Genomic DNA, 15,502 nt, shown 5'->3' on the forward strand with positions numbered 1-15,502 from the left:
TTTCATCAACTATTATAATAAAGAAAGAATTCAACAAAAATACGATTACTTATCTCCGGTTGATTATCGGAAAAAAGTAATCGCATAGGTGTTTTTATTACTGTCTCATTTTAGGGGTTCAGTCCCATTCAACCCCGTTAGTTTTTTATTAACATATAATAATGACAAATATCTAGTAGACTTAAATACTACTTGTTGATTTTAAATTCTATAAAGTTTTATTTGACCCTGTAATAATTAAATTCTTAACGCATTGATGAGGGGTATCTTAACACATCATCTAGACTAAAAAAAGAAAAAATTTTTAGATGCATTATCAACTAAGTTAAGTTAGTATTTTAAATACTCATACAACTGCTCACCACCATAAAAACCAGTTGCTCGGACTCAACAGCTTCATCAGTAACAATAAAAAGTTATTCGCAAAATGCTGCTAGACAAGATAAAAAAATAAACCAATAAAAAATAAAATCACAAAAAGAGTTATTTTCCACAGATCCGTTAGCACCCGTTTTTATCAGATTTCATCACAACACTATCAAGTCAATTCAATATAACGATTCTCTAAATGAATAGCTAAATAAATACCTGTGGAACACCTGTTTCCATGTGGACAACAGTCTTTTTTTGCCACAAAGTTGTACACAGTAAAAAAGCTGATTTTTCTAGATTAAGAATAGTTGTTCACACTATCCACAGAGTTATCCACAATTTATCTTGGGGATAACCTTATTTACCCACAAAAAAGCAGGACTACCCATATTAAGGAGTAATCCTGTTTTTTACTAATATTTTTACTTAGCCATAATTGCCGTGATAAATGTTACTAGTCCCAAAACAATACCTGGTGCATTTGCTATAGCTAGCGGCCAATCACGTTTTTCTTTTAATAATCCGTATGTTACCCATAACGTACAGTTAATCGCTGCTACCAACGGTTGTAAAAAATTTCCCGGGTCGCCATTTAAATTGGCCGAAATCTGAGGAATATAGGCAATATACATTAGACACGACGTCACGGTGGCAACCCATCCTAAAGCAGTTAACTTTTTTTCTGTCACTGTCTGTCTCAACCTTTCGTTTATAAAAAGACTCTTCACACATCTATTTTAACGTATTTTTATAAACATTTAAAGAAAAAAGGGGTACTACCTTGTCTGGAAGCACCTCTTTATTGACTATTATTTAATTAAACGGTAAATAGCATCTGCATAGATGATTGTCGCATTAATTAAATCATCTACAGACATGAATTCATTTTTTTGATGCATCGTATCCACACTATCTGGGAACATTGCACCATAGGCGACACCGCGTTCTAATAAACGACCGAACGTTCCGCCGCCGATAACTTGTTCATGACCTTTTAAACCTGTATGATCTTCATAAACTGAAAGTAACGTTTTAACCAATGGATCTTCAGGAGAAACATAGTGAGGACCTTTTCCACCGGGAACACTCACTACCTCAGCAGCTGTATTAGCAAGTTTATCAGTAATTTTTGCAACAATTCCTTCTTCAGTCATACCTTTAGGATAGCGGAAATTTAATGTAATACTGTTATTGTCTTTGTTAGCATCAAATTTAAAGACGCCGGCATTCATCGTTAAATCACCCATAATATCATCCACAAAAGCTAAATCTAAATGTTTTGCTTCTGTGTCATCATGTACATAATCAGCAATCACTGTTAAGAAATCCTTAGCAGGACTTGCAAAATCATAGAAACTCAAAAAGTTAGCTAAATAAGTTCCAGCATTAATCCCTTTACTTGGCATTGCACCATGTGCTGCTTTACCATGAACAGTAATCGCTGCTACTGAGTCTGTAATTTTGATTTCACCTGTAACAGGAACAGTTTTTAAATACTCTTCAAATTCTTCTTCAAATGCTTTCGTATCACCTGACACCTCAACAATTGCATCAGCAGATTCTGGGACCATATTCGCACGCATGCCTGAATCAAATTTAATTAATTTCAACATGCCTTCATTTTTACCTGTAAAGACAAGGTTAACTGTAGCATTACCTTTTTCACCATTGATAATAGGAAATTCTGCATCTGGTGAAAAGCCGAAATCTGGTACATCTTCATGTTCTAAATAATAATCTAAACATTTCCATTCGCTCTCTTCATCTGTTCCAATAATAAAGCGTGTGCGTTTAGACACTGGTAAATTTAATTCTTTAATAATTCTTAGGGCATAGTAGGCAGCCATCATCGGACCTTTATCATCGCTAGCGCCGCGAGCATAAATCTTATTGTCGCGAATCTCCGGTTTAAACGGGTCAGAGTTCCAGCCTGGTCCTACTGGTACCACGTCAACGTGCCCAATAACACCTAACGTTTCATCTCCGCTACCGTATTCAATATGTCCGGCATAATTATCGACGTTTTTTGTAATGAATCCATCACGTTCACCCAATTCTAAAAAGCGTAATAATGCGGCTTTTGGTCCGGGTCCTACCGGTGCATCAGCAGTTGCTTTATCATCTTCCCTGACACTAGGAATACTTAATAAATCAAATAGATCACGCATCAGATCATCACGACGTGCCTCAACTTCTTGTTTCCAATTAACTGTCATTTTTCATTCCTCCTAGTTTAAATCTATGCTATTATCATATCACTTTTTTTAAGATAACCAAAGATTTTTTAGATAATTCTGTTAAATTCGCTTGATTGTAAGCATTTCATCAGCAGTTAAACAACGATAAGCTCCTTTTTCTAGTGTTGAATCCAACACTAATCCTCCCATACTCAATCGATCAAGTGATAAGACTTTCTTGTCAACCGCTGCTACCATACGTTTGACTTGATGATATTTACCTTCTAAGATACTGATATCAACAAGTGATTGCTGACTAATATCATCAACAGATAAGATAACTAATTCAGCTGGTAGACAGGTATAACCATCTTTCAATGTCACGCCATCTGCAAAGGACATAATGTCTGCTTCTGTCATGATACCCGCTATTTGCGCACGGTATATCTTTGCTACTTTTTTCTTTGGTGACAATAATTGATGTGCAAGCTCACCATCATTAGTCAACAATAATAGACCCGTAGTGTCCTTATCTAGGCGGCCCACAGGAAACAGTCCTAACGTTTTATCTTTATCAGCCAGTAAATCAATGACGGTTCTATGCTCGCTATCTTCAGTTGCTGAAACCACTCCTTGTGGCTTATTCAACATATAGTAAAAATACTTTTGGTATAAAACTAATTGTCCAGAAACTTTGATTTGATCAGATGTCTCATCGATTATCTTTTTACCTTCTTTTACTATCTGGTCATTGACCGAAATGAGCTTCTTCTTCAGCAGACTTTTCACTTCTTTTCGACTCCCAAATCCTGTATGACTTAAAAATTTATCCAGTCGCATCATCAGATATATTCTTCCTTTCTATAAGAAAAGTCTGGGGCGAACGTTACCGCTCACCTCCAGACTTTAAACTTCACTATTTTATTCTTAGTTTTCGGCGAATTCCGCCAACACGATCACCGAGCATCTTATCAACTAAACGAACCTTTAAAGATAAGTAACCGTAAGTTAAAATACCGATAATCACCGAAATAAGTATAATAATAAATGCCTGTGACTTTCGTTGAGGATCTAAAAACAGACTTAGTATGCCTTTTGAAGCATAAGTGACTAGCATCATAACCACACTGAAAAAAGTAACTAGCAGTGTTCGCCGAAGTGTAATAACGTAATTAAAATTAGTTATCTTATAAATTTTTTGTGTTAATAGCCAACAACAAACAAAGAATCCGATAGCAGTTGAAATCAACGGCCCATATACTTCAAACAGCCGAACCATTGGATATTGAAGTAATATTTTTACCAATAATCCTATGCCCAACATCATAACCGTTTCATTGTTATGATATAACCCCTGTAAAGTAGTTGACATTAAAATAAAATACCCCGTAATTAAACCAACTAAACAAGCTTCAATTAAAATATGAACTCCCAAGTCATCTGGTTTATAAAAAAAGACGTACAATGGTTCAGCTAACGCAATCATACCTAACGTTGCTGGAATCATAATGAAAAACAGTAACTGAATATTATCGCCAATCATTTTAGCCAAACCGGCATGATCCTTACGAACATAAGCAGCAGTCACCAGGGGTAAACTAGTCACTGCCATGCCCGTAGCCAGCGACACAATAATCATAACTAATTTATCCGGATTTGCACTAAAAATACTGAATAGCGCCTCTAATTGTTTATCGGAATATCCCGTAAAAGTGGACATGAAGCGCTCAAATGTGTATTGATCGACTAACTTAAAAAATGTAATACCTGAACCCACGATTGTGAACGGTATTGCTTGTTTCACCATATCCAAAACTAAACGATTCTCAGAAAAAGTAACGGCATTATCACTTTCAGCAACTAAGCGATTGATTTCCGGTTTCTGCTTCATGTAAAAATAAATCAGTGTCCCAAAAGCACCTAACATACCAATAAAAGCAGCAAATGTTGATTGAATGACGGCGTCCACGTAATTTCCCTGGTGAACCTTCATAATAATATAGGTTGCTAGCAACATATAAAACACGCGCGCAATCTGTTCAACAATTTGAGAAACTGCTGAAGGCATCATGTCTTGATTTCCTTGGAAATACCCACGGATAACACTCATGCAGGGAAAAATCAAAATAGCCCAGCTCAGTGAACGCATAACAGGAATCAGCTCTGATTGGCCATCAGCCATAATTGGTGATGCCACATACATGATTGCAAAAAAGATGATACCGAACCCGGCCATAATCGTCAGCGTCCTCCTAAACAAACGCTGACTGACCCCATACTCATTTAAAGAATTATAATGCGACAGTTGCTTGGCAACTGCCCCAGGAATACCAGCGGTTGCAATCATCAAAAATAACGCATACACATTGTACCCCTTATTAAACAGACTATTAGCGATATCGCCGTTTTTACCCATCCATGCGTACCAAGGAATGATATAAACAGCACCTAGTAACCGAGAAATCACACTCCCTGCGGTCATCCACATGGAGCCTCGAACCATTTTTTCCTTCGCTTCTTGTCCAGTGTTGACTCGACTCGACATGATTCTTATCCAACTTTCTTTATATACTGCTTATATTGTAGTTGTTCACAAGCAAATATGCAACGTGTTTCAATTGAATTTAAAGTTTGCTTAACCGACTACAATATTTACTAATTTGTCAGGTATGACAATCACTTTTCTGATTGTTGTTCCTTCGATGTTGGTTTTGATATGCTCATCGTCCATAGCGGCTGCTTCAAGTTCGTCTTTTGATAGACCTCGTGCAACAGTAGCTTTAGCTCTTACTTTACCATTAATCTGGAAAATCACTTCAACTTCGTCTTCAACTAGTGCTGCTTCGTCGTAAACAGGCCATGTGGCATAAGAAATTCCTGTTGCGCTGCCCATACGTTCCCATAATTCCTCAGAGATGAATGGTGCCACTGGAGCTAATAATTGAAGGAAACCTTTCATGTACTCAACAGGTAATGAATCTGCTTTATAGGCTTCATTAACAAAGACCATTAATTGAGAAATAGCAGTATTAAAGTGAAGTTGTCCATAATCTTCCGTAACTTTTTTAACAGTTTGATTATAGACCTTAGTTAAGCTGCCGTCATTGTGTGTAGTAATACGATCGCGTAAAACAGCATTTTCATCAATGAATAAACGCCATACACGATCAAGGAATTTACGGCTACCTTCCAAACCATTGTCACTCCAAGCAATCGATGCATCTAACGGTCCCATAAACATTTCATAAAGTCGCAGCGTATCTGCACCATACTGATTGACAACATCATCTGGATTAACTACATTCCCTTTTGATTTAGACATTTTTTCGTTATTTTCTCCTAAAATCATTCCCTGATTATATAGACGTTGATAAGGTTCTTTAGTCGGTACAACCCCTAAATCGTACAAGACTTTATGCCAGAATCGTGCATACAATAAGTGAAGCACCGCATGTTCTGCGCCACCTAGATAGACATCAACCGGCAGCCACTCTTTTGCTTTGTCAGGATCCACCAACTGCTGATCATTATGCGGATCAATGTATCTGATATGATACCACGAGCTGCCTGCCCATTGTGGCATTGTATTAGTTTCGCGACGCCCCTTCATACCTGTTTTTTCATCTACCACATTAATCCAATCTGTCATATTAGCTAATGGTGATTCACCTGTTCCGCTTGGTTTAATATCGTTTGACTTAGGTAAAACCAACGGTAATTCTGATTCAGGCACCGCCGTCGTCGTACCATCTTCCCAATGAATAATAGGAATCGGTTCACCCCAATAGCGTTGGCGTGAGAACAGCCAGTCACGCAAACGATAGCTTATTTCTTTTTTTCCGACACCTTTGTCAGCCAACCAATTAATCATTTTCGTAATGGCTTCCTCTTTATTCAAACCATCTATAAAATTCGAGTTAATGTGTTTGCCGTCACCGGTATAGGCTTCAACTGCAATATTGCCTCCTTCAATAACCGGCGTGATTTCCAAATTAAACACGTTAGCAAATTCATAGTCGCGCTCGTCATGCGCAGGAACAGCCATGATTGCACCCGTTCCATAAGTTGACAATACATAATCGGCAATCCAGATAGGAATTTCTTTACCGTTTGCGGGATTAATTGCATAGGCACCTGTAAAAACACCTGTTTTTTCTTTAGATAATTCCGTTCGATCTAAATCAGTTTTCTTTTCAACCTCTTTAATATAAGCAGCAACCGCAGATTTTTGATCTGGTGTTGTAATCTCTTGTACCAATGGAAGCTCTGGTGCTAACACAGTATAAGTTGCACCAAATAATGTATCAGGACGCGTTGTAAAAACGGTAAACTCTTTATCCGTTCCTTTAACTGAAAAAGTCACATTTGCTCCTTCAGAACGTCCAATCCAATTACGCTGCATCTCTTTGATACTTTCTGGCCAATCAATTAAGTCTAGATCATCAATCAAGCGATCTGCATAAGCCGTAATTTTCAACATCCATTGTTTCATCGGCATGCGATAAACCGGATGATCGCCGCGTTCTGATTTACCGTCGATAACTTCTTCATTAGCCAAAACTGTACCTAATGCTGGGCACCAGTTTACAGGTACCTCTGCTTCATAAGCTAAGCCTTTTTCAAATAATTTTGTAAAAATCCATTGTGTCCATTTATAGTAGTTTGGATCAGTTGTATTAATTTCGCGCGACCAATCAAAACTAAATCCTAACGAGTCAAACTGACGTTTAAATGTTTGGATATTTTTTTTCGTAAATTCTGCCGGATCATTACCAGTATCCAATGCATATTGTTCTGCAGGTAAGCCAAAAGCATCCCAGCCCATTGGGTGCAACACATTAAAACCTTGCGCACGTTTCATTCGAGCTAAAACATCAGTCGATGTGTAACCTTTAGGATGCCCTACATGCAACCCCTGTCCAGACGGATAAGGAAACATATCCAACACATAAAATTTCGGTTTATCCGATACTTCCTCCGTTTTAAATGTGTTTTCTTTTTTCCAAATTTTTTGCCATTTTTTTTCAATATCCTTATGATTATATGCCATTAAAAATATCCTCCTCATTATTCATTGATTGACAATAATAAAAAAAGTCCTATAGAAATAGTTTTTACTATTTCTATAGGACGTATAATCGTAAATTACGTGGTACCACCTATGTTTATACTGAAATTATCAGCACCTCACTGCCATGATATCGGATTGGTTCCGGTCGATTGATTATCCGAGCTAAGTTCAGTTAAATCCTTTATGCATTTTCAGCAACCATGCACTCTCTAAAAAAAGATTACAACTTACTACTTCTCTTCGACAAAATGTAATATTACAAATATCATAACAAATCATTTCAAATAATTCAATCTTAATTAACTGACTTTCAGCACCTGACCACTATAGATAATATCACTTGATAAATTATTTAAAGATTTCAATCGCGCAACAGACACGCCGTATTTCTGTGACAAGGCCCATAACGTTTCACCGCCTTGTACTTTATGTGTATTCGCACGCTTAAATTGAACTTGTGTTTCTGGTTGAGCCATTTTAACTTCTTTCAGAGTTAATTTTTGTCCGACATAAATAATATCACTTGATAATCGATTCAATGATTTCACTTCAGCTACAGTTAGACCGTTATTTTTTGCTATTTGATATAACGTATCACCTGACTTGACTGTGTATGTGCCGTTTGTTTGATCTTGTGTCGATGTCGGCTTAGCTGTTGTCGGTTTGCTTGATGTGCCGCTACCACCGTTCACTTTTAATTGCTGTCCCACATAAATTGTGTCGCTACTCAAACTATTTGCCGATTTTATGGCCGCTACGGACATACCTGTTTGACGGCTAATGCCGTATAACGTATCACCCGATTTGACTGTGTATGTACCGCTTGTTTGATTTTGTGTCGATGTTGGTTTACTTGATGTACTGCCTCCACCGTTCACTTTTAATTGCTGTCCCACATAAATTGTGTCGCTACTCAAACTATTTGCCGATTTTATGGCTGCTACGGACATACCTGTTTGACGGCTAATGCCGTATAACGTATCACCCGATTTGACTGTGTATGTACCGTTTGTTTGATTTTGTGTCGATGTTGGTTTACTTGATGTACTGCCTCCACCGTTCACTTTTAATTGCTGTCCCACATAAATTGTGTCGCTACTCAAACTATTTGCCGATTTTATGGCTGCTACGGACATACCTGTTTGACGGCTAATGCCGTATAACGTATCACCCGATTTGACTGTGTATGTACCGTTTGTTTGATTTTGTCCACTATTATTGCCATTTGTTGACGTATTAGGCTCAATTGTAGCATCCGGTTTTACTTCATTCGTTACTGGCGGTTTTCCTCCACCGGAACTGCCTCTAATCGTCAACTTTTGACCGACATAAATTGTATGATTGCTTAATCCGTTCCAACTCATCAAATCGCCAATGCTAACATCATACTGGCGACTGATAGCAAATAGCGTGTCGCCTCTTTGAACAGTATGTATTTGCTGTGAACCATTGTTAGTTGTATTGGAAGACTCGTTACTATTGGTGTTTGATCCAGTTGATACATTAATAGTACCGCTTGCATCACCTCCGCCATCATATTGTGTCAAATTAAACTTTTCAATCAAACTGTTCAATTTATTGTTATAATTTGGGTCTGTTGCATATTTGCCAGTTAAGGCTGCAGTCGCATCACGATATGATTTGGTATTTGACTTCCATGCGCCGGCGTAAAAATAATTTCCAGGATAAAATGAGGTTGTTTTGATTACTCGTGCATTATCTTCAAATGATTCACTAAACGATGGATATTTTCTAAAATCATCATAGATCTGAATATCTTGTCCATTGATATGTTCCCAGGTAAGCATTTTAACCGATTGACCTTGGTACTTACCTTTAATACCGAACAAATTATGATTAGGATACTGTGACAACGTACTGTTACCATAGCCACTTTCTAAAATAGACTGCGCAATCATTACTGAAGCATATAAATCATTGGCGCCGGCAACACGTTGAGCATGGGGCGCAACTTCTGACACAAAATCATGTTGTGGGCTAATTGATTGTGCGCTACGCCCTAATGCTGTAACCATCGGAGCTGGGGCCGCAGCAGCTTGTGGAACATTCATTCTTGTTTCAATTTGCTGTGATTTAACCTGAGATTTGGTCGTTTTTGCTTCTTGCTTAGTTGATGCTGTCGTCGTTTCTTGCGTCTTAGATGACGTTGTTGTTTCAGACGTACTTGATGCTGTCGTACTATTTGATGACGATGCTGTCGTCGTACTGCTGCTTGTTGTCGTTGACGGTGCAGTTGTACTGCTTGTCGTGCTGCTTGCTGCAGTACTGCTCATTGTCGTTGTTTTTGTATCACTTGCTGTTACAGATTGTGAAGAGTTAACAACTTTTACCGAGCTACTTGTTGTCGTTTTGTTAGACTGATCTGTCGCCACCATTTCAGCACTTGTCTCTGTTTCTTGCGTTGATGAACTGCTTGCCACAGATGGTGCTGTCTCTTCTTTATTCAGCACAACATGCTGGCTTAACATCTGATCATTATGTGACAGTGTCACAACTTGTTCTGTCATATCCGTATTCTTCAATGTGACTGGTATGATTAGATTAGTCTTAAATGTCCCTGTTTGTTTTAATGTTACGACAATCTGATTCAAATCATGATTAAGATCTGCCTGTCCGATAATTTGCCCAGAATTATCTTTCAAGTCAATACTAGTTAAATTCTGATCCATTGCGATATTCGGCGATACATTTAAATTAAATTCTGACTGATTATTTCCGGAAATTGTGACTGTTGTCTTTAAATCAAATAATGTCGTACCGCTGTCCAATCCCTGAGGTATACTCAACTCATTTAAAGTTGTGTATGATTTATTTGCTTGAATGTTATTTTTTTTGTCTTTTACAGTATCAGCTGCCGCATAAACTGTACCGATTCCGCTTGGAACTGCCATTAGTGATGTCATCATAATGGTCGTACCAAAAACAACTAAATTACTTGAAAAAAAAGGTGCCCCTTCCCGACTGCTATTCATTATTTTCACCTATCCTATCCTTCGATTTCTTTTAAAAAACATGAACTTGTTATATTTTATAGTTTATGCAGTTATTTATTTTTTACACAAATTTTAGGTTAAAAAGTTCATTATACAGTATTAATTAAACCATCTGTCCCCCGGCAATTCAAGTGAATACACACGTTATCTATCATTTGTCATCTGTTTGACACATTCTTGTCTTATCTATCATACTTTGGACCGATTTTTATCTAAATCTATTGTTTCCCACATTCTTCTTAGAGTATAGTAAACTCAGCAAATACAATTAGGAGCGTGAAAAAATGAATAAGGAGCATTTTTTAATTGAATTAAAACTGCATCTGCGCCCTCTAGCAACGGATGAACAAGAAAAAATTCTTAATTATTACACCGAATTCTTTACCAAACAGCAAGCTGAAGGACTTTCTGAATACGAAATCAGTCAGCAGCTGCCTCACCCAAAAGAAATTGCTCAGGAATTATTAGGTAGTGATTATTATGACGCTTTTGAACAATCGCAAAACAGAAATGATTGGCAAGAATTTTCAGTTGATGAAGAAACAGAACCGTATGCAGAATCTTCCGAACCGGAATCAGGAGTTATCCGTTTTATTCAAGTAATCGGGATCATCTGTCTCAATGTTTTATTTATGTTGTGGGTGATTATCGTTTTTGCCTCACTTCTTTTCGCTGGATGGATAACGGCATTAGCCTTTATCATTTCACCAGCTTTGGCAGGATTTAATCTATTCTTTGTCATCGATTCATTTAATTTCATGCAGCTATTTATTTCCTTGATTCTATGCGGTAGCGGTATTATTGGCTGCCTTATTTTAAAACCAATAACTTCTGGTGGTTTTAAATTATTGAAAGCTTACAGTAAATGGAACTTCTATGTGCTTAGTGGAAGGGGGAAACAATGATGAAGAAAAAAACTATCTTTTTAATTATTTTTTCATTCTGCTTGATTATAGTAGGTAGTATCGGCGCTATCGCTTTTAATATCAGATTAGACAAGATTGAAAATCAAACGAAGCTATCAAAATCATATACTTACGATCAATCTAAAACATTAACCATTAATGCGAATGAGCTAAAAAACATCTCGGTTTCATCATCTAAAGATGATAAAGTGCATTTAAATTATCGTAATCGCTCTAAAAACCCTGATAATCAAGTCCTCGTTGACTGGAAAGCAGATAAAAGAAAAGACGAAACTATTTTGAATATCTCCCAAACAAGTAGAACGAAAAAAAAGCAAATTCGATTGTTTAACTTTGATTTCACGGACTATTATGAGGATCAGCCATCTATTTCCGTACCTTATAATTATGAAAAAATTATTATACGTGGAAAAAAATTAAATACTTACATTTATGATTTTAAAGGCAAAGATTTAAGTGTCAACGTTCAATCTGGAAGTGTCTCAATTGATAGTACCTCTGCAAAAAACATCACTGTAAAAAATAAAAGCGGGCACACTGATTTAACTAACGTATCTGCCAGCCAAACAATTGATTTAAATTCTAATAGTGGACATGTCGGTATTAACGACTCTAAAGCTGCTAATTTAATTTTGAAAACGATCAACGGTGAAATATTTACTGCCAATACAACAGGTAAAATTAACGGAAACAGTACACATGGGCCGATTTCCGTCAACCACGAAGCCGGCGGAGCCGACTTATCAACTGAGACCGGTGACATTTTATTTCATACTAATTTAACCGAAAAAGCTGATCCGATTACCCTAAATTCCGACCACGGAAATATTAACTTAGAGATTCCTGAAAAAGAATTTAACCGCTTGCCGGTTAGATTAGAAACAGAGCACGGAAAACTTTCGGATATTTTTAATAAAAAATTAACGTCTCAAAATTTATATGAAAGTGGCACTGAAAAGCCTATTTTAACTGTAAAAACTAAGAATGGTACGATTGATGCTCAGTCTATTGATGATAACGATGATCATTTTGGCGATGATCAAGGTGATAATGACTAAATAATCCATGCTATACTATTAGAGACTCTGCCATGTCAGAGTTTCTTTTTATTTTTAGGAGGTTATATATGAAGACACACACCAAAGGTTGGCAGATAGCCGGTATTACAGCTCTTTTAGGTTTTATCCTCTTAGCAACAGCTGTTATAATTAATGAACGTATGCTGACTATTATTGACCAGCCGATTATTCAAATAGTTAGAGGAACTATTACTCCAGATAAAACACGATTCTTTAAAGCCATGACATTTTTCGGAAACACGCCAACGATTGTTATCCTAACTATTCTTAGTTTCCTCAGCTTATACAAGTGGAAAAATAAAACAATGGCCTTTTGGCTGCTTCTCAACTCAGCGATTATTCAAGGTATCGGCAACGTTGCCTTAAAAGCCGTTTTTAACCGTCCGCGACCAGCTGTTGAACATCTTGTTTACGCATCCAGTACGAGTTTCCCCAGCGGTCATTCGATGGGCAGTATGTTGTTTTACGGAACAATTATTCTGCTGCTGCCTCGACTTGTTGCTAAAAAATCGATTCGTATCTGTCTGCAATTTGTTTTAGCAGCCATTATTCTTCTAGTCGGTACGAGCCGGATTTATCTAGGCGTGCATTACCCGACTGATGTCATTGGCGGCTTTTTAGTTGGGCTAACTTGGCTATGCTTCTCATACCCTATTTTCAGCAAAAAAAATTCATTAACTTTGACGGAAGGATCTGATTAATAGATGTTTCAATTTACAGAAGGCCAGCAAAAAAGATATTTCACCTGGAATCAGGCATTGAGGGAAACCTTTGCCGGAAAAACGTTCAAAGTTCCGATTGACGGCGGTTTTGACTGTCCCAATCGCGATGGTACCGTAGCTGTCGGCGGCTGCACGTTTTGCAGTGTGTCGGGTTCCGGCGATATGATCGTTGCCCCCAGCGATCCGCTGCCGATTCAGTTTCGCAAAGAAGTCGATCAGATGCACCGAAAATGGCCGAAGACGACACAGTATATCGTCTACTTCCAAAATTTTACAAATACACACGCTCCTTTATCGGTGATTAAACACCGGTTCGAACAAGTTTTGAATGAGGAAGGTGTGGTTGGCTTATCCATCGGGACACGTCCTGATTGCTTGCCGGATGATGTTGTTGACTATTTAGCTGAACTGAATCAGCGATATTATCTATGGCTAGAATTAGGTCTGCAAACGACCTATGAAACAACCAGCCGGATGATCAACCGTGCGCATGATTATCAAACATATTTAGACGGCGTTGCAAAACTAAGAAAACATAATATCAATGTCTGCACGCACTTAATCAACGGTTTGCCTGGAGAAACTCATGACATGATGCTGGAAAATGTTCGGCGAACTGTTGTTGATTCTGATATTCAGGGAATCAAACTTCACTTGCTTCACTTAATGACCAACACCAAAATGATGAAAGATTATATGGAAGGCCGACTGTCCTTGCTGTCACGAAAAGAATACGTCTCAATTATTTGCGACCAATTAGAAATTATCCCGCCAGAAATCATCATTCACCGTTTGACCGGTGATGCACCGCGTGACACCATTATCGGACCAATGTGGAGTTTAAAGAAATGGGAAGTCCTGAATGCAATCGATCACGAACTGGCACAGCGAAAAACATATCAAGGTCGACTGAATGCTCGACTAAAGGAGAATTAAACGATGCTTCAATCTGCTTTACACTACAGCCATACTCTTTTAAAAGAAATTGTTCAGCCTGGCGATTATGTTGTTGATGGAACAATGGGAAACGGTTTTGACACGTCATTTTTAGCTGAATTAGTTGGACGAACAGGTCATGTTTTTGCTTTTGATGTTCAAGAACAGGCTGTTCAAACAACAACTAAGCGGCTAGTTGAAGCTGGGCTATTAAATCGGGCAACTCTTTTTCTTAAAGGACATGAAACCATCAATCAAGTCATTGCTTTAGAACAGCCAATCAAAGCCGCTGTTTTCAATTTAGGGTATTTACCTAACAGCGATAAGACAGTTATCACCACGGGGCAAACAACCTTAACTGCCCTCGAGGCCTTACTTAAAAGATTGACACCGCGAGGACGAATTATTTTGGTTATCTACTCTGGTCACCCTGGTGGACAGCAAGAAAAAGAAGCTGTCCTAAATTTTGCTGCAGCATTGCCGCAAGAAAAGTACTCCGTTTTAAACTATGAATTTATCAATCAGCAGCATTCTCCGCCAAGTTTAATTTGTATCGAACGAAAAAAACATAAAACCGACTAATTGTTTATATTATTAGGTAGTAGCATAACACCTTTTAAAGTAGGGTATGCTAAAATGAAGTTAAGACATAAAATGAAAAGAGCTGATTTTGATGGATACTAAGACTTTCTATCATCGTTTAGATGTGCTTTTTAAAGATCCTGTCGTTAAAAATAATCCTTACTGGAATTGTCTCGTGCTTAAATGTGCGAAGATATTAACTAATCACAGTTTTGATGAAACTTATTACGGTGAGTCAATTCAATTATTCTCTCAAGGTGTATCTAGGTATTATATCAAAAGGAACAAAGTCATTTCTGATAATATCGCCCAGCTATTTCATGACATCCAACCTGATGTGGACAAGCTTGACACATCAGAGGCCGATAAAGCCTTTAATAAAAAATGGCTTATGAGAAACTTAGCCTACGGTTTAATCATGGAGGCTGCTAGAAATGGTGGTAATAGCAGTAATACTAACATTCATTAAATAAAAAGCTCTTAATTAGCAACCGACGGAACTGACCCCAAAAGATGAGACAAATATAAAAACACCCCTGTTGAATTCATGTAAAATGAATTTAACGGAGGTGTGTTTTTTATGGTTAAAAGGATTGCTTATCCAGTAGAAGTAAAAGAAGAAG

The 15,502-nt window shown here is 37.6% G+C and carries 13 protein-coding genes and 1 other annotated feature; of the genes, 7 read left to right on the forward strand and 6 right to left on the reverse strand.

Annotated elements, in window-relative coordinates:
* Positions 1-4: 4 nt before the first annotated feature.
* The gene (locus CBF37_RS12000) at positions 5-88 is read left to right on the forward strand and encodes an IS3 family transposase (RefSeq protein ID WP_420824176.1); all 84 of its coding nucleotides are present in this window, start codon (positions 5-7) and stop codon (positions 86-88) included.
* Positions 89-794: 706 nt separating this feature from the next.
* Here CBF37_RS12000 and CBF37_RS10930 read toward each other — a convergent pair.
* From CBF37_RS10930 to CBF37_RS10955, 6 genes are all read right to left on the reverse strand, one after another.
* Entirely contained in the window at positions 795-1,061 is a 267-nt protein-coding gene (locus CBF37_RS10930) for a SemiSWEET family transporter (protein ID WP_125984787.1), read from the reverse strand.
* A gap of 120 nt (positions 1,062-1,181) precedes the next feature.
* The gene (gene pepV, locus CBF37_RS10935; RefSeq protein WP_125984788.1) at positions 1,182-2,588 is read right to left on the reverse strand and encodes a dipeptidase PepV; all 1,407 of its coding nucleotides are present in this window, start codon (positions 2,586-2,588) and stop codon (positions 1,182-1,184) included.
* Between the two features lie 81 nt (positions 2,589-2,669).
* Positions 2,670-3,389, reverse strand: coding sequence for a pseudouridine synthase (locus CBF37_RS10940; protein WP_125984798.1), 720 nt, complete (start codon positions 3,387-3,389; stop codon positions 2,670-2,672).
* Positions 3,390-3,465: 76 nt separating this feature from the next.
* Positions 3,466-5,094 (reverse strand): putative polysaccharide biosynthesis protein, encoded by a 1,629-nt coding sequence (locus tag CBF37_RS10945; protein ID WP_125984789.1) that lies wholly within the window; start codon positions 5,092-5,094, stop codon positions 3,466-3,468.
* A 90-nt stretch (positions 5,095-5,184) separates the two neighbouring features.
* On the reverse strand, positions 5,185-7,599 hold the full coding sequence (gene leuS / locus CBF37_RS10950; RefSeq protein ID WP_125984790.1) for a leucine--tRNA ligase: 2,415 nt from the start codon (positions 7,597-7,599) through the stop codon (positions 5,185-5,187).
* A gap of 73 nt (positions 7,600-7,672) precedes the next feature.
* Positions 7,673-7,873: a binding site (T-box leader), on the reverse strand.
* Positions 7,874-7,919: 46 nt separating this feature from the next.
* The gene (locus CBF37_RS10955) at positions 7,920-10,613 is read right to left on the reverse strand and encodes a LysM peptidoglycan-binding domain-containing protein (protein WP_240626713.1); all 2,694 of its coding nucleotides are present in this window, start codon (positions 10,611-10,613) and stop codon (positions 7,920-7,922) included.
* 305 nt (positions 10,614-10,918) lie between these two features.
* Here CBF37_RS10955 and CBF37_RS10960 point away from each other — a divergent pair, with 305 nt between their 5' ends.
* The 6 genes from CBF37_RS10960 (at position 10,919) to CBF37_RS10985 (ending at position 15,348) form a co-directional block, all read left to right on the forward strand.
* On the forward strand, positions 10,919-11,539 hold the full coding sequence (locus CBF37_RS10960; protein ID WP_125984792.1) for a DUF1700 domain-containing protein: 621 nt from the start codon (positions 10,919-10,921) through the stop codon (positions 11,537-11,539).
* Positions 11,536-12,618 carry a DUF4097 family beta strand repeat-containing protein gene (locus CBF37_RS10965; RefSeq protein WP_125984793.1) on the forward strand — a complete coding sequence of 361 codons (1,083 nt, stop codon included), beginning with the start codon at positions 11,536-11,538 and terminating at the stop codon, positions 12,616-12,618. Before CBF37_RS10960 ends, CBF37_RS10965 begins: the two co-directional genes overlap by 4 nt.
* 68 nt (positions 12,619-12,686) lie before the next feature.
* Complete coding sequence (locus CBF37_RS10970) at positions 12,687-13,340, forward strand: phosphatase PAP2 family protein (RefSeq protein WP_165866713.1); 654 nt, start codon at positions 12,687-12,689, stop codon at positions 13,338-13,340.
* 3 nt (positions 13,341-13,343) lie between these two features.
* Positions 13,344-14,297 (forward strand): tRNA modification radical SAM protein MnmL/YtqA, encoded by a 954-nt coding sequence (gene mnmL, locus CBF37_RS10975; protein ID WP_125984795.1) that lies wholly within the window; start codon positions 13,344-13,346, stop codon positions 14,295-14,297.
* 3 nt (positions 14,298-14,300) lie between these two features.
* The gene (gene mnmM / locus CBF37_RS10980) at positions 14,301-14,879 is read left to right on the forward strand and encodes a tRNA 5-(aminomethyl)-2-thiouridylate-methyltransferase MnmM (RefSeq protein WP_125984796.1); all 579 of its coding nucleotides are present in this window, start codon (positions 14,301-14,303) and stop codon (positions 14,877-14,879) included.
* Between the two features lie 91 nt (positions 14,880-14,970).
* The gene (locus tag CBF37_RS10985) at positions 14,971-15,348 is read left to right on the forward strand and encodes a bacteriocin immunity family protein (protein ID WP_476718445.1); all 378 of its coding nucleotides are present in this window, start codon (positions 14,971-14,973) and stop codon (positions 15,346-15,348) included.
* The last annotated feature ends 154 nt before the right edge of the window (positions 15,349-15,502 follow it).

Origin of the sequence: Vagococcus vulneris (genome assembly GCF_003950515.1) — a bacterium.
Lineage (GTDB): Bacteria > Bacillota > Bacilli > Lactobacillales > Vagococcaceae > Vagococcus > Vagococcus vulneris.